Genomic DNA, 17,485 nt, shown 5'->3' with positions numbered 1-17,485 from the left:
CCTCCCCCCTCCTACCCCAGCAAACCGGCCAAACCCTTCACATTCAACCGCGCGAACTTGAGCACCCGCTCAAACTTATCGGCGGTGGCCGTCAGCTCCTCATCCTCGGGCAGTTTGGAGGTCACATGGGTACGCAGCAACTCAAACACCGAAGCGGCAATATCCATATAGCCCAAAATCAGGAGGTAGAGCTGCTTTTTCTGGTCCTCGGTATAGCCTTTGGTCCGAATGGCTTTTACCAAAGTGTCGAGCTGGGTTGTTTCGTCGGTGTACAGGTCGCGCAGGGTGCTGCGGGCGCTCAGGTAAGCAGCTTGCTGCTCCTCGGTGGCCGTGTGCAGCGCAAAGGGGTAGGCCTCCACGAAAGCCGTAGCCGCCAAGAAGCTTTTCTCGGCGCCATACACCGCTGCCAGGTGTTTCTGCAGACTGGTCCAGAGGCCGGTGCGGGCTTTTTCAAAGGCGGCGGAGGTTGCGTCGGTCACGAGGGGTAGGCGGTTGGATGGGCGGCAAAGGTACGGGGCCGAGGCATGAATTTTTGCGACTGAGCTGGATTAGCAGCCATGAGCAGCGGTAATAACACTCATTTTCTCATTGATTCTGCTGATGCGAACGGAAGGTATTCACAAAAGCAGAGCCTGCTACTATAGCCAGCCGGTCCGTGGCCCCCTGATGCTAGGTGCTGCCTTGCCAAGAGCAACTAAACTTTCTGTTTGGTGGCGAGTTGCTCGTGCTTTGAATCCTACAACCGACTGGCTGCTATGACGACTACCGCACTCAGCGCCTCTTACGTGGAGCTTACGACCGCCACCGGCCTCGACTTGAGCGCGCTGCTACCCCAGGACATTCAGCGCGAGGTTGGCCATTTTAACGTGTTTGATGTGGCTGACCTTTGGAAGGAAGCTCCGCTACCACTGGCTGCATCTTATACCTGCCGCTCTTTCTACAAGATTAGTCTGCTGCGTAGTCACAGCCACGCGGAATACGCCAACCAAACCATTGCTATTGCCCCCGATGCCTTGGTGTTTTCAACGCCCAAGGTGCCGTTTCAGTGGGCACCGGCCGAGAAGCAGCAGGGGTATTTCTGCCTTTTTACCGCCGAGTTCATGTTACCCGTGCTCGGAGCCAGCACCCCTGATGACCTTCCTCTGTTTCAGACCGAAGGCTACCCCGTGTTTCAGCTGACACCGACCGAAGCCGCGCGGGCAGCTGTTCTGTTTGCTCAGATGCAGGAGGAATTGGCCTCCAACTATGCGTACAAGTATGACCTACTGCGAGCTTATGTGCTGGAGCTGCTGCACTTAGGCCAGAAGCGGCAGCCAGCCACCGAGCTCCACCCTGCCCACACAGCTTCGGCCCGGCTTCTGTCACGCTTCGTGGAGCTGCTGGAGCAGCAGTTTCCGCTCACCACCCCCCAGCAGCGGGTACAGCTGCGCACCGCCAAGGACTTTGCCGACCGTCTGGCCGTGCACGTCAATCACCTGAACAAAGTACTTAAGGAAAGCACCGGCCGCACTACCACCGACCTGATTGGGGGCCGCCTGACCCAAGAAGCCAAGGCCTTGCTGCGCCACACCGCCTGGTCACTCTGGGAAATTGCCGACAGCCTGGGCTTCGTAGATGTGGCGCACTTTTCGCACTTTTTCCGCCGCTACGCCGCCGTGAGCCCCGGCGCTTTTCGCTCCCTGGAAGTAGTGCCGGCTTGATTTATACAAGAAGCTGATTGGCCCGTACAACGCAGCCGCCAGCCGGCCGGAGGACCTTTGTCGTGTTCCATTAACACAACAAGCGCATCCTCTATGAGTACTTCCAAAATAGCCCTAGTTACTGGCGGCAGCCGGGGGTTAGGCAAAGACATGGCTCTGAAACTGGCCCAGCAGGGCATTGATGTTATCCTGACCTACCGCAGCCAACAGGCCGAAGCCGCTGCTGTGGTTGCCGATATTGAAGCCCTGGGCTGCCGTGCCGTGGCCCTACCCCTGAACGCCGCCGACATCAGCACCTTTGCAGCGTTTTTCGGGCAAGTGTCCGATGCACTGACTACCACCTTCGGCACCGACCGGTTCGACTTTCTCATCAACAATGCCGGCACTAGCTTAAACACGCCCATTGCTGAAATGACCGAGGCACTGTTTGATGACATGCTCAACGTGCACTTTAAGGGCGTGTATTTCCTCACGCAACAGGCCCTACCCCTACTGCGCGACGGAGGCCGTATCATCAATGTTTCCTCGGCGACGACGCGTAGCTCCTTCGTGGGTGTTTCGGCTTATGCCAGCATGAAAGGCGCCGTGGAGGTATTCACGCGCTACCTGGCCCTGGAGCTGGGCAGCCGCGGCATTGCTGCCAACGTGGTAGCGCCCGGCGCAGTATTTGGCGGCGGGACTATGACGGACACTCCTGAAATGCGAGCCTGGGTAGCGCAGGCCACGGCCCTGGGCCGCACCGCCGAGCCCGACGATATTGGCGGGGTAGTAGCCTTCTTGTGCTCCGATGCTGCCCGGTGGCTCAATGGCCAGCGCCTTGAGCTAACCGGTGGCATGATGTTGTAAACCGACTGCCGGCGAAAAGCCTCAGATTTCAGCTTGGGCTAACGTAAAGAAGCAGTTACCGGCAATGGCGGTAACTGCTTCTTTACGTTAGCCTAATGAGGCACGTCATCCACGCTACATGTGTGCTACACGCGAATAGCTCTGGCGGGTTGTTTATAAGGCCAGCTTCAAGTAAACCACAATCTACATTCTCACCTGATCAGCACTCGGCTGTGCACTGAAACTTAGTAAAGCCAGCTTCCTACCTAGTAAAAGGGCGTAAGCTGTGACATTGATTTATGAACCGCCAGGCACGATTCCGCCAAGCTTTAGCGAAGTAAGCCGCTAAACAGGTAGGCTCGAAGGCTTTATAACAGGTATTTATGAGGAGTTTCTAAGGACAAAAGGATAGTTTTCTTATCTAGCATTCCCTGATTTACGCTCCGCAGGTACGGTCTTATACTATCGGGGTGCTGGTTACGGCACCGCTCTGTAGTATTGGCACTGGCCTGGTCTTCTGTCTTCCTTTCTTATTTGAATGCGCAAACTACTCCTCGCTTTCCCTACCCTGCTGCTAGCCGTAAACCCGCTGCTGGCCCAACCGTCGGCCCCCAAAGATTACGCCCAGTGGGTAAATCCGCTGGTAGGCACCGATTCTAAACCCAGCCTCTCCAACGGCAACACTTACCCCGCCATTACCCTGCCCTGGGGCATGAACTGCTGGATGCCCCAAACCGGTAAAATGGGCAACGGCTGGGCCTATCAGTATTCAGCCGATAAGCTGCGCGGCTTCAAACAGACGCATCAGCCCTCGCCCTGGATGAATGACTACGGGCAGTTTGCCCTTATGCCCATTACCGGCAAGCGGGTGTTTGATGAGGATGAACGGGCCAGCTGGTTTTCGCACAAGGCCGAGGTAGCCGAACCCAATTACTACCGCGTATACCTTGCCGACCACGACGTAACCACGGAAATGACGCCCACGGAGCGCGCCGTCCGCTTCCGCTTCACGTTCCCCCAAACTGATAGTGCCTACGTAGTGATAGATGCCCTGGACAAGGGCTCCTACGTGAAGCTACTGCCCGAACAACGCAAGATTATCGGGTATACCACCCGCAACAGCGGCGGCGTACCCCAAAACTTCAAGAACTACTTCGTCATTGAATTCGACCACGCTTTCACGAGCACGGCCATTTACAAAGACAAGGTGCTGGATGCCGCTGCTCTGGAAGCGCAGGTAAACCACGCCGGAGCGGTAGTAGGCTTTAAAACCCGCAAGGGCGAGCAGGTGCAGGCCCGCGTGGCTTCCTCGTTCATCAGCCCCGAGCAGGCCGAGCTCAACCTGCAGGAAATCGGTACCAACGACTTTGAAACGGTTCGTCGGCAGGGCCGGGCAGCCTGGAACAAGGTGCTGGGCCGCCTCGATGTGGAAGGCGGCAGCATTGATCAGCAGCGCACATTTTATTCGTGCCTGTACCGCTCCCTGCTGTTTCCGCGCAAGTTTTACGAGGTTGATGCGAAGGGTGCCATCGTGCATTACAGCCCTTTTAACGGCCAGGTGCTGCCAGGCTACCTCTACACCGACACCGGTTTCTGGGATACTTTTCGGGCCCTATTTCCTTTCCTGAATCTGCTTTACCCCGATGTGAATGCCGAAATTCAGCAGGGCCTCGCCAACGACTATAAGGAAAGCGGCTGGCTGCCGGAGTGGGGCAGCCCAGGCCTGCGCAATGTGATGGTGGGCAACAACTCGGCCTCGGTGGTAGCCGATGCTTATCTGAAAGGCATCCGGGGGCAAGACATCAATGTGCTGTATGAGGCCCTCACGCACGGCGCCAACAATGCGGGTCCGCTCACGGCCGTGGGCCGGGTAGGCGTGGAGCAGTACAACAAGCTGGGCTACGTGCCCTACGACGTGAAAATCAACGAAAGCGCGGCCCGTACCCTAGAGTACGCCTACGACGACTTCACGATTTACCAGCTGGCCAAAGCACTGGGTCGCCCCAAAAAGGAAATCGACCTGTACGCCAAACGCAGCCAGAACTACCGTAAGCTCTTCGACAAGAAAACCGGGCTGATGCGGGGCCGGAACCAGGATGGCAGCTGGCAAACCCCCTTTAACCCCTTTAAGTGGGGTGATGCCTTCACGGAAGGCAACAGCTGGCACTACACCTGGTCGGTGTTTCATGATGTGCAGGGCCTGGTGGATCTGATGGGGGGCAAAAAGAAATTTGTGGCTACGCTGGACACGATATTCACCCTACCCCCGGTTTTCGATGAATCGTACTACAAGGGAGTAATTCATGAAATCAGGGAGATGCAGATTGCGGGCATGGGCAACTACGCCCACGGCAACCAGCCCATCCAGCACATGATTTACCTCTACAACTACGCGGGCCAACCCTGGAAAACGCAGCACTGGGTGCGCGAAACCATGAACCGCATGTACCAGCCTACCCCCGACGGCTACTGCGGCGACGAGGACAACGGCCAGACCTCGGCCTGGTACGTGTTTTCTGCCCTAGGCTTTTACCCGGTGTGCCCCGGCACCGATCAGTATGTGCTCGGCGCCCCACTCTTCCCGAAGGCTACTCTGCACCTGCCTTCGGGTAAGGACATCGTGCTCAATGCCCCCCAAAACTCGGCGGCCAACCGATACGTGCAGCAGCTGACGCTTAACGGCAAACCCTACGATCGAAACTGGCTGAGCCACCAGGAGCTGCAACAAGGTGCTACCCTGCAGTTTGACATGAGCGCCACACCCAACAAAAGCCGAGGCACCAAGGCCGAGGCTGCTCCTTTCTCTATGTCAAAAGCGAAGTAGCTTATCCCACCTCCTTTCATGAAAAACTTCTTTCTGCCGGCTGCTATCGGCCTGCTACTCACCACTGGAGCCCTAGCTCAAACGTCTACCCCCGGCCGCAAAACGGCTGCCGGCAAAACCAAGTCCACAGTTCAGTCGGCCAAGTCGGGCAACCCCGTGTTGCCCGGCTGGTACGCTGACCCAGAGGTCATTGTGTTCGGCAACCGGTACTGGATTTACCCCACGTATTCCGCGCCCTACGTCCAGCAGGTGCACATGGACGCTTTTTCGTCCCCGGACTTGGTGCACTGGACCAAGCACCCGCGCATTGTTGATACTACTGCCGTTAAGTGGGCGCGCAAAGCCATGTGGGCGCCATCCATTATCAAGAAGGCCGATAAATATTTTCTGTTTTTCGGGGCCAATGATGTGCACGAAGGCGAAATAGGCGGCATTGGTGTCGCCGTGGCCGACCGTCCGGAAGGGCCGTTTAAGGATTACCTGGGCAAACCCTTAATCGGGCAGATCCATAACGGCGCCCAACCCATTGATCAGTTTGTTTTTCAGGACGCCGATGGGGCGTACTACATGATTTACGGGGGCTGGTCGCACTGCAATATCGTGCGCCTCAAGGACGATTTCACCGGTTTTGTCCCCTTTCCCGACGGTACCATTTACAAGGAAGTGACGCCGCAGGGCTATGTAGAAGGCCCATTTATGTTTCGTAGAGGCGGCAAGTACTACTTCATGTGGTCGGAGGGCGGCTGGACCGGCCCCGACTACTCCGTAGCGTACGCCGTGGCCGACTCACCCCTGGGGCCGTTCCGGCGGGTAGGCAAAATTTTGCAGCAGGATCCGCAGGTGGCTACCGGAGCAGGGCATCACTCCGTGGTGCAGGTTCCGGGCAAAGACGAGTGGTACATCGTGTACCACCGCCGCCCTCTCACCGAAACCGACCAAAACCACCGCGTCACCTGCATCGACCAGCTTTCCTTTGACAGCCAGGGCCTGATTCAACCGGTAAAGATTACCACGACGGGTGTGGCCGCGCGGAAGTTGAAATAATGCCCCTACCGTTCGCAGGCCGCCGTAAGCCAAGCACTCTACTCCGTTCAATCAGGAGCCCTACCCCTCCTTGGGTGTCCAACCCTACCTAACCTCTATCTTAAGAAACCACGCAAACACGCGTTTGCAAAAACGTAAAAGGCCCGCCGCACCATCCAGTGCGGCGGGCCTTTTACGGTGTGATCAATAGCAAATCCAGATCAATAATTCTCAATTCGCCATTCTAAATCAATTGAATCAAGGTTGACATCTTGATAACCATATTGCTGTATCAACTTCTCTATTTCAATATCTCGCTTTAGCGGGTCTAATATCAGCCAAAGTACATTATCAATACACTCTGTATTATCCCGGATGAGGTCTTTTAGTTTGTTTCCAAGCTCTTTGCCATATAACAACCCAACTGAAAACCCCTCATCCATTCCTCGGTTAGGATATGCTACTTCGTATACTTGTTGTCTAAAATTGAGTAGCCAATTATACATCCACCCAATATTTACTGGCCGAACCATATGCTCTTCTGGTACGTGAGGATATATCTCACGCATTGTTATTAATGCTTGTGTTATTAGTTCTTGGTTTTCCTCATATGGTCTGTCTCGTAAGAACTCTCCTTTCAGGACATACTCTAAGTTTGTGAGGCCATTCAAGTAGTGGGAGCGTTCTAACTCCTGTTTCTTGCCTAGAATACTATACTTTACCTGCATTAAAGGATTAACATGCTTTTTCGTTAATCCAAAGGCCTCTAATAACGTATTTATTTGTGCTAATCGAATGGTAGCCGGCTTATCAGACGCATATGATGAGGCCCACAGATATCTATAATCCAATATTTTTTGCAATAGATCTTTTGCCGTCATAAGACTTATTTTTTAGCACCAACTTGTTTCTACTTATCACACCTGAATTACGCCCACGTTGTACGCCTTCTCAATGGGTGCATGGTTAGCCATGCTAATGCCCTGGGAAATGACTTTGCGGGTTTCCAGCGGGTCGATGATGGCATCGACCCAGAGGCGGGCGGCGGCGTAGTAGGGCGAGAGCTGCTCGTCGTAGCGGGCTTTGATTTTGTCGAACATCTCCTTCTTGGCTTCGTCGGTGAGCTTTTCGCCTTTGGCTTCGGCGGCGGCTACCTGAATCTGTAGGAGGGTGTTGGCGGCAGCAGCTCCGCTCATCACGGCCAGCTGGGCGGTGGGCCAGGCCACAATGAGGCGCGGGTCATAGGCCTTGCCGCACATGGCGTAGTTGCCGGCTCCGTAGGAGTTGCCCACAATCACCGAAAACTTGGGCACCACGGAGTTACTCATGGCATTCACCATCTTGGCTCCGTCCTTAATAATGCCGCCGTGTTCCGATTGGCTACCCACCATAAAGCCCGAAACGTCGTGCAGGAACACCAGCGGAATGCGTTTCTGGTTGCAGTTCATAATGAAGCGCGCCGCTTTGTCGGCCGAGTCGGAGTAGATGACGCCCCCCATCTGCATAGCACCCTTCTTGGTTTTCACGATTTTGCGCTGGTTGGCTACAATGCCTACGGCCCAGCCATCAATGCGCGCCAACCCGCAAATCAGCGTTTGGCCATACAGGTCCTTGTAGGGTTCAAACTCTGAGTCGTCCACCAAGCGCCGAATGATGTCCATCATGTCGTAGGGCTTCACCCGGTCGGCGGGCAGCAGACCGTAGATTTCCGCTGGGTTTTCCTTGGGCGGCGCGGGAGCTTTGCGGGAGAATCCGGCCGTAGGCTGCCCGCCCAGCTTATCGAAAATGTTGCGGATGTGGTCGAGGCACTCCTCGTCATTCTGGAACTTGTAGTCCGTCACGCCCGAAATTTCGGAGTGGGTAGTAGCCCCGCCCAGCGTTTCGTTGTCGATACTTTCGCCAATGGCTGACTTTACGAGATAGGAGCCCGCCAGGAAAACCGAGCCGGTACCGTCCACAATCATGGCCTCGTCACTCATAATGGGCAAATACGCCCCGCCAGCTACGCAGGGGCCCATAATGGCGGCCAGTTGCACAATGCCCATGCTGCTCATTACGGCGTTGTTGCGGAAGATGCGGCCGAAGTGCTCCTTATCGGGGAAAATTTCGTCCTGCATGGGCAGGTACACGCCCGCCGAATCGACGAGGTAGATAATGGGCAGCTTGTTTTCGATGCTGATTTCCTGAGCCCGCAGGTTTTTCTTGGCCGTAATCGGGAACCAGGCCCCGGCCTTCACAGTGGCGTCGTTGGCGACAACCACGCACTGCCTACCCTGCACCCAGCCAATAACCACCACTACGCCCCCGCCGGGGCAGCCGCCTTCTTCTTTGTACATGCCCTCGCCCGCAAACGCCCCGATTTCCACGGTTTCCGCGCCTTTGTCGAGCAGGTACTCTATTCGCTCCCGGGCCGTGAGCTTGCCCTTGGCTTTGTGAGCGGCAATGCGCTTCTCGCCGCCGCCGAGGGCCACGCGCTGCAAGCGCTGCTGCAGCTGAAAATTGAGTTGCTTAATGCTGTCTTCGTTTTTGTTGAACTCGAGGTCCATTCGGGGTGGGATGAAAGTGGGTGGGATGGGAAAGGTGATGCGGTAAAATTGCACAATGCTGAGTCGGCGTTTCAGCGGAATTTCGGACTCACTATTGCGCGGGTTTACTGCTTCACCAAGGGTAGGAAAGCAAGAAATCCGCCCCGGTAGGGCGGATTTCAAAGGTACACGTTGTTGCGGGAAGCGGAAGCCTCTTAAGGGTTTACTACCGCGCCGGTGGTAGCGGGCACCACCGTCTTGGTTTCTTTTTCCACTTCGCCATTGGGCTTGGTCGTCGTTTCGGTTTTCTGCTTGGCCTTGCCGCCCCCAAACACCGAGAAGTGCACGTAGTTTTTGGGGTTAGCTTTTAGGTCCTGCAGTAAAGCGTTGGAGCTGGCGGCGGTAGCATTGAGGTTGTTGTAGAGGGTAGAGTCGCGGAGCAGCTTGCCCAGAGAACCCTGCTGGTCGCTGAGGGAGCGGTTTAGGGTCGTCATCGTGCCCTGGGCTTCCGTCATGGTGGCATTGAGCTTGCGCATGGCCGGGCCTACCGGGGCGCTCTTAAGCGAGTCGCTGAGCACCGCGAAGTTAGCCGCAATCCGGTCGAATTTTGCGCTAGTCTTGTTCAGGTCAGCCGTCAGGCGGGCCATGTTGGTGGTAATCTGGTTGATGTTGCGCTGGTTCATCAGCAGCAGATTCTTTAGGGCCTCGGTACTGCCTTGGGCATTGAGCAAAGTAGCCTGCAGACTAACGCGGGCATCTTTGTTCAGGAAGCCATTTACCTTAATCAGAGTCGAATCGACAGTACCCAGCACAGGCAGGGCCTTGGCCTGGAAGGCGTCGGTGATGCTGGCCACGGTGTACGACTTTAGCTCCTCGCCCCCATCATAGACCTTGGTGTTCTTGCCTAAGAACAGAGTAATGGTTTTAGAGCCCAGCAGTGAGCCGCTCAAACTGGCCACGGTGGAATCGCCCACGGTTACGCCTTTCTGCAGCTCTACGGCCACTTTCACGCGGTTACCCTCTTCGGGCAACAGGCTCATTTCCTTCACCTGGCCCACCTTAATGCCGTTCAGAATAACGGGGTTGCCTACGTTCAGGCCATCCACGTTGTCGTACTTGGCGTAGTAGGTCCGGTCCGTCGATAGAATATTACTACCCTTCAAAAAATTGAAGCCTACAATGAGTAGGGCTACGGCCACAATGCCCAGTAGGGCTACTTTGATTTCTTTTGACACGGGGTCATCGATTGGTTGGAGAGGGAGTCGGAAGAGGTTGGCCGGGGTTGCACGGAGCCGGCCGAGCTATTCACTGGTGGTTGCTTCCAGCTCGTTTTTATAGTCGCGGAAGGCCCGGTAAATACCTGAAGCCATATACGACTGCCCGGCTTTATCGTTTAAGTATTGCTCTTCCTGGCGGTTAGTCAGGAAGCCGGCCTCTATCAGTACAGAAGGCATGGTAGATTTCCAGAGCACCAGAAAGCCTGCTTGCTTCACTCCGCGCGAAGGTCGCCCTACTGTGGTCCGGAACTGGCGGTCCACCTTCTGGGCAAACCGCAGGCTGTTTACCATGTGGGCGCTCTGGAACAGAGAAAACAAGATGTGGCTCTGAGGCGAGGTAGGATCGAAGCCGTTGTAACGCTCCTGATAATTTTCTTCCTGCAGAATTACGGCGTTTTCGCGCTTGGCCACCGAGAGGTTGGCGTCCGTCTTGTGCGGGCCCATGGTCCAAACCTCGGTGCCAATGGCTGCCGGCGCGCTGGCGTTGCAGTGGACGGAGATGAACAGGTCGGCGTTGTTCTTGTTGGCTATGCCCGCACGGTCGGCCAGTTCCACAAACACATCGGTTTTGCGGGTGTATACCACCTTCACTTCGGGCATGGTTTCCTCAATCTGCCGGCCCAGCTCCAGAATAATTTTCAGCGCTACATCGGCTTCGCGAGCCTTCACCCCGGCACAGCCGCGGTCCTTCCCCCCGTGGCCGGCATCAAGCACAACGGTCCGGAGGCGGTATTTATAGGCCGCCGCCCCACTGGCTACCGTAGCCCGTGGAGTAGAGGAAGAAGTAGAGCCGGCGAGAAATAACAGGGCCGCCGTGCCCAGAGCGACAATATTCCGCACGGAGTTCGTTAGTTGGGGCAGCGACCCGCTACCTTTGCAAACCGCCACAAAATAAACGATAAAAACTACGTGGCCCCACTCGCGCCTGTGTTCAATTCTATGTGGAGTGTGCTTTCCTCGCTGCGGCGGTGGCCACTGCTGCTTACTGTACTATTCAGCTTCGGGTTGCTGCGCCCCGGCCACGCCCAGCAGCGCCCACGTACTACCAACGTGCCGGAAGACGTGCGCCCGGCCCCCCAGATTCTTAATGCGCCCAAGCCCGGCACGCCCGTGCGCGATACCACCGGACTGGTCCGGGGCACGCCCGACTCGCTGAATGTGGCGGCCGGCGGCCGGAAGGGGGCGGTAGAAACCACCGTTAAGTATAAGGCCCAAGACTCCATCCGGTTCGAGGTGCAGAACAAGCGCGCCATTCTGTTCGACAAGGCCAACGTGGACTACGGCGACATGAACCTGAAAGCCGCGTTGATTACCGTTGACTACAGTAAAAACCTGGTAACGGCTGAGGGTGCCAAGGACTCTCTGGGCCGCGTGCAAGACCGGCCCCTGTTCAAGCAAGGCGCCGAAACCTACCAGGCCGGCCGTATCGACTATAACATCAAGAGCAAGCGGGGCCGCATTACTGATGTAGTAACTCAGCAGGGAGAGGGCTATATCCACGCTGAAACCATCAAGAAAAATAACCTGAACGAACTATTTGGGGTGCACGGCCGCTACACTACCTGTAACCTAGAGCACCCGCACTTTTTCATCAACGCCTCCAAGATGAAGGTGATTCCGGGCCAGAACGTGGTAACCGGCCCCTTCAACCTAGTTATCGGTGACATTCCGACGCCGCTGGGCTTTCTGTTCGGTTACTTTCCTACCCCTAAAACCAACAAAAGAGCCTCGGGCCTCATCATCCCTACCTTCGGACAAGGCGCTGACCGTGGCTTCTTCCTGCGTAACGGCGGCTACTACTGGGCCGCTAATGAGCATATTGGCGTGCGCCTCACCGGCGACATTTATTCCGGCAACGCCGACCGGTTCGGGGGGTGGCGCGGCACTGCCGAAGTGCAGTACATCACGCGCTACCGCTACAGTGGTCTGTTTTCCTTCAACTACAGCTCGCAGCCTACCGAGCGCATCCTGAACACTACCGACGCTAATACTAACCCAGCGTACAACATCCCGCGCTCCTCTCGCAACTTCGCGCTGGCCTGGAACCACACGCCGGTACCGCGCCCCAACGGCGGCCGTTTTTCGGCCAACGTGAACGTGAGCAGCAACAACTACTACCGGCAGAACTCCTACAACCAGCGCCTCTACCTCACGCCGGCGTTCCAATCCAACATCAGCTACTCTAAGCAGCTGCGCAACGCGCCTATCAACTACAGCGTCAACCTGAGCCAAAACCAGAATACGCAGGCAGGCACCATGGACTTTATCCTGCCCGACGTATCGGCGCAGCTGGCCCGTCAGTACGTGTATGAGCTGCTGGGTCTGGAGTCGCGGGGCCGTATTTATGAGCAGCTGGCTTTCTCCTACACAGTTCGGTACAACAACACGCTTTCCAACTCGCTGCCGGCCCGTCAGCTTAATAGCGGCGCTATTCCGCTGCTAGGCGGCTCCAACCAGACCAGCGTTCTGCCCGTCCGTTTTTCCAACCTCAATAAGCTGCTGCGAAACTCCCAAACCGGTATGCAGCACGATTTCGGTATTACACTAGGTAGCTTCAACCTGCTGAAGTATTTCAACTTCAACCCCAGCGTGACCTACGGCGAGACCTGGTACTTTAAAAAGCTGCGGTACGAATTTATACCTGAGGCGCAGGCCGTACGCATCGACACCATACGCGGCTTTAACCGCTTGTATAATTATACATTCGGCGCCAGCCTGGGTACCAACTTCTACGGAACTTTCAATCGCAAAGGCACGCACAAGATTCAGGCGCTCCGCCACAAGGTAACCCCTTCCGCTAGCTTCAGCTATTCGCCGGCTCCCCCTTCGGCCAGAAATAACCCAGCCTACCAGTTGGTGCAGCTCGACGGTTTGCGCGACCCTTCCACCGGACAGCTGTATTCAGAAGGCCAGACCTATCAGGACAACCGAGGTTTCCTATTGCCCCGGTTCAGCAATTCGCTATTTTCGGCGCGTACCACCACTGAAATACGGCAGCTGTCCTTTTCGCTCCAGAACTCGGTGGAAATGAAGGTGCGTAACTCTAATGATACTACCGGTACTACCCCCTTCAACAAGGTCAGCCTAATTGATGGTCTGGATTTCAGCACCGGCTACAACTTCGCGGCGCGACGCCTGAACCTGCAGCCCCTGAGCAGCACCTTCCGCACCCAGGTAGCCCGCAAGCTCAACATCACCCTGAACGCCAACTTCGATTTCTACCAGCGCGATTCATTGGGTAACAACAAGAACAAGTACCTCTGGCAACAAGATAAAATCAAGCTGGCTCGCCTCTCCACGGCCAACGCCTCGCTCGGCTACCAGTTCAACCCCACTCAGGGTAAGCGCAAGTCGGCTATTCCGCGCGATGTAGCTCCGGTAAACGACCCATCCTTAGGCTCTCCTACCCGTATCGACCCCTACGAAGACTACGTGGATTTCAGTATCCCGTGGGATTTGAACACCAACTTCACGCTCTCTTACGCCGACCAGGGCCCCCTACCCGCCCGCAACAACCGTCCTCGTCGGGGCCCTTACACGGCCGCTTCGTTGAACCTGAATGGCTCGGTAAAGCTGACTGAAACCCTGCGCTTTGGCTTCAGCACCAACTACGATTTCGTGAATAAAACCCCCGCCTTCACGAACCTTGATATCACTAAAGACCTGCACTGCTGGCAGATTACGGGCAACTGGCGGCCTTTCGGCCCTACCCGCGGTTATTTCGTGACCATTGCAGCCAAATCGTCGCTGCTCCAAGATCTGAAGCTGAGCCGTAACAAAACCTTCCTGAACTACTAGAAAGTGGATTCCCGGACTAGAAAGCGGCACTTTGGAATAGCTGGCCAAACCATCTGCCACCGATTACAAAGAAATTAGTGACTTTTACTGCCGTCTTTTCCTGTTTTCACTTTTTATCCGCACCCCATGTCTCAGCATAAAGAAGTCAAACTCGTGACCACGCACCAGTTGCTGGCCATGAAACAACGCGGTGAGAAAATTTCCATGCTCACAGCCTACGACTTCTCGATGGCGCAGATTCTGGACGGAGCTGGTGTAGATGTGCTGCTCGTTGGCGACTCAGCTTCCAACGTAATGGCAGGCCACGAAACCACCCTACCCATCACGCTGGACCAAATGATTTACCACGCCCAGAGTGTGGTGCGCGCCGTGAAACGGGCCTTTGTGGTGGTGGATATGCCGTTTGGCTCCTACCAGGGTAATTCGTCGGAAGCCCTTCGCTCAGCTATTCGCATCATGAAGGAGTCGGGAGCACATGGCATCAAGCTGGAAGGCGGCGCTGAAATAAAGGACAGCATCACCCGGATTCTGACGGCTGGCATTCCCGTGATGGGGCACTTGGGCCTTACTCCCCAAAGTATTTATAAATTTGGCACCTACACGGTGCGAGCTAAGGAAGAAGCCGAAGCACAGAAGCTCATTGAAGATGCCCAGTTGCTAGAGGAAATCGGGTGCTTCGCGCTGGTGCTGGAAAAAATACCTTCTTCATTGGCCAAGCAGGTAGCCGAAAAGCTGACCATTCCGGTTATCGGTATTGGCGCCGGGCCCAATGTTGACGGCCAAGTGCTCGTTGTGCACGACATGCTGGGCATCACAAAAGAGTTTAAGCCGCGCTTCCTGCGCCGGTACGCCGACCTCGGCGATATTATGCACAATGCCGTGCAGCGCTACATCCAAGATGTAAAGTCGCGCGACTTCCCTACCCAGGAAGAAGCGTACTAGTTTTAATTAGTAATGAGTAATTGATAGTTGATAATTCTGGATTGGAGCGGTTCTTCTCTGATAGTTGAAAGAAGGCTCTGATGCTTAATTACTGATTATTGATTATTAATTCTCCCCCAGTGAATCGTCCGAATCTGTGGTCGGAGCGGAAAGAAATTCTGTTCGAAGACAACCACCTGCTCATCATCAACAAGCCTGCCGGCCTGCTTGTGCAGGGCGACGCTACCGGCGACGAACCTCTGTCGGCAAAGGCAGAGGAGTACCTGCGCTTTAAGTATAAGAAGCCAGGGGCCGCCTTCGTGGGCGTAGCACACCGCCTTGACCGGCCCGTGAGCGGGGTAGTTGCGCTGGCTAAAACTAGCAAAGCCCTGAGCCGCCTGAACGAAATGTTCCGCGACAATAAGGTGCATAAAACCTATTGGGCCCTTACTGGCAAGTGCCCGGAGCCTACCCAGGGCCATCTGACCCATTGGCTGGTAAAAGACCCTATTCGCAACACCACGAAAGCTTATTCGGAGCGCCATAGCCAAGGGTTAAAATCAGAATTGGATTATCAGGTGCTGGGCCAAGCTGGTTCACGGTGGCTAGTGCAGGTAAACCCCATTACTGGTCGGCCCCATCAGATCCGGGTGCAGCTAAGCTCCGGATTGGGCACACCCATTGTTGGCGATGTGAAATACGGCTTTCTGGCTCCGCTGCCCGACGTCAGCATTGCCCTGCATGCTCGGCAGTTGGAGTTTCAGCACCCCGTCACGAAGGAGGAAATGTGCTTCCGGGCCCCGCTACCCGATGTAGCACATTGGGAACCGGCAGGAGCATACTATTAAGTAGCTTCGACTTGAAATAAGGGGTAGTAGATGACAAAAATCATTGGTTGTCATCTACTACCCCTTCACTTTTGTTGAACCTGAACAACATTTTGGCCTTTTGGGGAGGCCAATTGGACTCCGGGCAGGTGTGGCCGTAGTTTTGCAAAACGGCTTCTGAACTAATACCTGGCTTTTGGGCTTTGCGCTTTGAAGCTTTGGCCGCTGAATTCGACCTCTAATTTCTTGCCCTATGGCGATACTCTTCTTTTTTGTAGCGCACTACTACCTGTCGCTCTTCACGCAAACCTTCTATTTGCACCGGTACGCGGCTCACAAGATGTTCACGATGAACAAGTTCTGGGAGAGATTCTTCTTCCTGTTCACCTACATCTGCCAAGGCTCCTCGTTCCTTTCGCCACGGGCATATGCGTTGCTGCACCGGATGCACCATGCCTACTCCGACACGGAATTAGATCCGCACTCCCCGTTGTACTCTTCTAATGCTTTCACAATGATGTGGAAGACTAAGAACATCTACAATGATGTGCTGAACAACCGCTACGAGCTGGCCCAGCGCTTCGAGGGCGACTACCCCGAGTGGCGGGCCGTAGAGAACCTCGGCGACAAGTGGTATTCCCGCATCGGCTGGGGCGCCCTGTACGTACTATTCTATGTACAGTTCGCTACGGCTTGGTGGCAGTTCTTGCTGCTGCCCATCCACTTCTTGATGGGTCCTATCCATGGCGCCATCGTGAACTGGGGCGGCCACAAATACGGCTACCAGAACTTCGACAACCACGACCACTCTAAGAACACCCTCCCCTTCGACTTCTTGGCTTTTGGAGAACTGTTCCAGAACAATCACCACAAACTGCCCATGCGCGTCAACTTCGGCGTGAAGAAGTGGGAGCTTGACCCTACCTATATGTTCATTTGGGGGTTAGATAAGCTGGGCGTGGTGAAAGTAAAGCGCAAGTGGCAGCAACCCGTAAATATGGCCGCGTAAGCAGCTACCCATACCTTACAGAAAGGCTGTTCCTCATCAGGAGCAGCCTTTTTTTATGCTGCTCAGTGTAGCACAGACATTGAGGTACAGATTGAATCTGCACAATCCTTTTAATCCGCAAAATCTATGATTACCTTTGCACCTCATTTTCAACCAGACGCACGGGATGCGTCGCTTAACCAAACCGGTTTATGGCAGTTAAAATCCGCCTCGCCCGTCGCGGCCGCAAAAAGGCCGCTCAGTTCGACATCGTTGTTGCCGACTCCCGCTCGCCCCGCGACGGCCGCTTCATCGAGAAAATCGGTACCTACAATCCCCAGACTAACCCTGCTACCATCAACTTCGATGGCGACAAGGCATTTGACTGGATTATGAAAGGTGCCCAGCCCACGGATACCGTGCGCGCTATGCTTTCTTACCGTGGTGTGCTCTACCGCAAGCACCTGCAACTGGGCGTAATCAAAGGCGCCATCTCGCAGGAAACTGCCGATGAGCGCTTCACTGCCTGGAAAGAGCAGAAAGACGCCAAAATCGAAGGTAAGCGCACCAACCTGGGCAACGCTAAGGAGGAAGCTCGTCAGCAGCGTCTGGCCGCCGAAACCAAGGTAAAAGAAGCCCGTGCTGAAGCTCAGCGTGCCAAGCAGGCTGCCCTAGAGGCTGCCAACGCTCCGGCTCCTGCTGCCGAAGGCGAAACGACCGATGCTGAAGCTTCGGCCGAAACCACTGAGGAAGCTGGCGCCTAATTATAGGCTTACG

Annotated in this window: 14 protein-coding genes; 9 read left to right on the top strand and 5 right to left on the bottom strand. The window is 55.4% G+C overall.

Annotated elements, in window-relative coordinates:
- Nucleotides 1-11: 11 nt before the first annotated feature.
- The gene (locus DNI29_RS05435) at nt 12-479 is read right to left on the bottom strand and encodes a hypothetical protein (protein ID WP_110977022.1); all 468 of its coding nucleotides are present in this window, start codon (nt 477-479) and stop codon (nt 12-14) included.
- A 276-nt stretch (nt 480-755) separates the two neighbouring features.
- Here DNI29_RS05435 and DNI29_RS05430 point away from each other — a divergent pair, with 276 nt between their 5' ends.
- The 4 genes from DNI29_RS05430 to DNI29_RS05415 all read left to right on the top strand — a co-directional run bounded on the left by DNI29_RS05430 (nt 756) and on the right by DNI29_RS05415 (nt 6,393).
- The gene (locus tag DNI29_RS05430; protein WP_110977021.1) at nt 756-1,700 is read left to right on the top strand and encodes a helix-turn-helix domain-containing protein; all 945 of its coding nucleotides are present in this window, start codon (nt 756-758) and stop codon (nt 1,698-1,700) included.
- Between the two features lie 93 nt (nt 1,701-1,793).
- Nucleotides 1,794-2,546, top strand: coding sequence for an SDR family NAD(P)-dependent oxidoreductase (locus tag DNI29_RS05425; protein ID WP_110977020.1), 753 nt, complete (start codon nt 1,794-1,796; stop codon nt 2,544-2,546).
- A gap of 517 nt (nt 2,547-3,063) precedes the next feature.
- Nucleotides 3,064-5,349 (top strand): GH92 family glycosyl hydrolase, encoded by a 2,286-nt coding sequence (locus DNI29_RS05420; protein ID WP_110977019.1) that lies wholly within the window; start codon nt 3,064-3,066, stop codon nt 5,347-5,349.
- A gap of 18 nt (nt 5,350-5,367) precedes the next feature.
- The gene (locus tag DNI29_RS05415; protein ID WP_110977018.1) at nt 5,368-6,393 is read left to right on the top strand and encodes a glycoside hydrolase family 43 protein; all 1,026 of its coding nucleotides are present in this window, start codon (nt 5,368-5,370) and stop codon (nt 6,391-6,393) included.
- A gap of 200 nt (nt 6,394-6,593) precedes the next feature.
- Here DNI29_RS05415 and DNI29_RS05410 read toward each other — a convergent pair whose 3' ends face one another.
- From DNI29_RS05410 to DNI29_RS05395, 4 genes are all read right to left on the bottom strand, one after another.
- Nucleotides 6,594-7,253, bottom strand: coding sequence for a hypothetical protein (locus DNI29_RS05410; RefSeq protein ID WP_123823081.1), 660 nt, complete (start codon nt 7,251-7,253; stop codon nt 6,594-6,596).
- Nucleotides 7,254-7,289: 36 nt separating this feature from the next.
- Nucleotides 7,290-8,918, bottom strand: coding sequence for an acyl-CoA carboxylase subunit beta (locus DNI29_RS05405; protein WP_110977016.1), 1,629 nt, complete (start codon nt 8,916-8,918; stop codon nt 7,290-7,292).
- A 194-nt stretch (nt 8,919-9,112) separates the two neighbouring features.
- A complete protein-coding gene (locus tag DNI29_RS05400) occupies nt 9,113-10,132 on the bottom strand; it encodes an MlaD family protein (protein ID WP_162303518.1) in 1,020 nt (339 codons plus the stop codon).
- A gap of 66 nt (nt 10,133-10,198) precedes the next feature.
- Entirely contained in the window at nt 10,199-11,014 is an 816-nt protein-coding gene (locus tag DNI29_RS05395; protein WP_110977014.1) for an N-acetylmuramoyl-L-alanine amidase family protein, read from the bottom strand.
- 108 nt (nt 11,015-11,122) lie between these two features.
- On the opposite strand from DNI29_RS05395, the gene DNI29_RS05390 reads away from it, so the two are divergent.
- The 5 genes from DNI29_RS05390 (at nt 11,123) to DNI29_RS05370 (ending at nt 17,472) form a co-directional block, all read left to right on the top strand.
- Nucleotides 11,123-13,972, top strand: a complete 2,850-nt coding sequence (locus tag DNI29_RS05390) for a putative LPS assembly protein LptD (protein ID WP_123823080.1) — start codon at nt 11,123-11,125, stop codon at nt 13,970-13,972.
- 126 nt (nt 13,973-14,098) lie between these two features.
- Nucleotides 14,099-14,914, top strand: coding sequence for a 3-methyl-2-oxobutanoate hydroxymethyltransferase (panB, locus tag DNI29_RS05385; RefSeq protein WP_110977012.1), 816 nt, complete (start codon nt 14,099-14,101; stop codon nt 14,912-14,914).
- A 119-nt stretch (nt 14,915-15,033) separates the two neighbouring features.
- Entirely contained in the window at nt 15,034-15,741 is a 708-nt protein-coding gene (locus DNI29_RS05380) for an RluA family pseudouridine synthase (protein ID WP_110977300.1), read from the top strand.
- A 232-nt stretch (nt 15,742-15,973) separates the two neighbouring features.
- Nucleotides 15,974-16,729, top strand: a complete 756-nt coding sequence (locus DNI29_RS05375) for an acyl-CoA desaturase (RefSeq protein ID WP_110977011.1) — start codon at nt 15,974-15,976, stop codon at nt 16,727-16,729.
- A 191-nt stretch (nt 16,730-16,920) separates the two neighbouring features.
- Nucleotides 16,921-17,472 (top strand): 30S ribosomal protein S16, encoded by a 552-nt coding sequence (locus DNI29_RS05370; RefSeq protein WP_110977010.1) that lies wholly within the window; start codon nt 16,921-16,923, stop codon nt 17,470-17,472.
- Nucleotides 17,473-17,485 lie beyond the last annotated feature (13 nt).

Source organism: Hymenobacter sediminis, assembly GCF_003231285.1.
GTDB lineage: Bacteria > Bacteroidota > Bacteroidia > Cytophagales > Hymenobacteraceae > Hymenobacter > Hymenobacter sediminis.
This window is presented reverse-complemented; position numbering and strand designations above follow the sequence as displayed.

Bases quoted from the DNA above. Each gene is read 5' to 3' on its own strand.
- DNI29_RS05405 (WP_110977016.1), bottom strand. From the start codon at position 8,918: ATGGACCTCGAGTTCAACAAAAACGAAGACAGCATTAAGCAACTCAAT.
- DNI29_RS05420 (WP_110977019.1), top strand. From the start codon at position 3,064: ATGCGCAAACTACTCCTCGCTTTCCCTACCCTGCTGCTAGCCGTAAAC.
- DNI29_RS05410 (WP_123823081.1), bottom strand. From the start codon at position 7,253: ATGACGGCAAAAGATCTATTGCAAAAAATATTGGATTATAGATATCTG.
- panB (WP_110977012.1), top strand. From the start codon at position 14,099: ATGTCTCAGCATAAAGAAGTCAAACTCGTGACCACGCACCAGTTGCTG.
- DNI29_RS05375 (WP_110977011.1), top strand. From the start codon at position 15,974: ATGGCGATACTCTTCTTTTTTGTAGCGCACTACTACCTGTCGCTCTTC.
- DNI29_RS05370 (WP_110977010.1), top strand. From the start codon at position 16,921: ATGGCAGTTAAAATCCGCCTCGCCCGTCGCGGCCGCAAAAAGGCCGCT.
- DNI29_RS05425 (WP_110977020.1), top strand. From the start codon at position 1,794: ATGAGTACTTCCAAAATAGCCCTAGTTACTGGCGGCAGCCGGGGGTTA.
- DNI29_RS05415 (WP_110977018.1), top strand. From the start codon at position 5,368: ATGAAAAACTTCTTTCTGCCGGCTGCTATCGGCCTGCTACTCACCACT.
- DNI29_RS05430 (WP_110977021.1), top strand. From the start codon at position 756: ATGACGACTACCGCACTCAGCGCCTCTTACGTGGAGCTTACGACCGCC.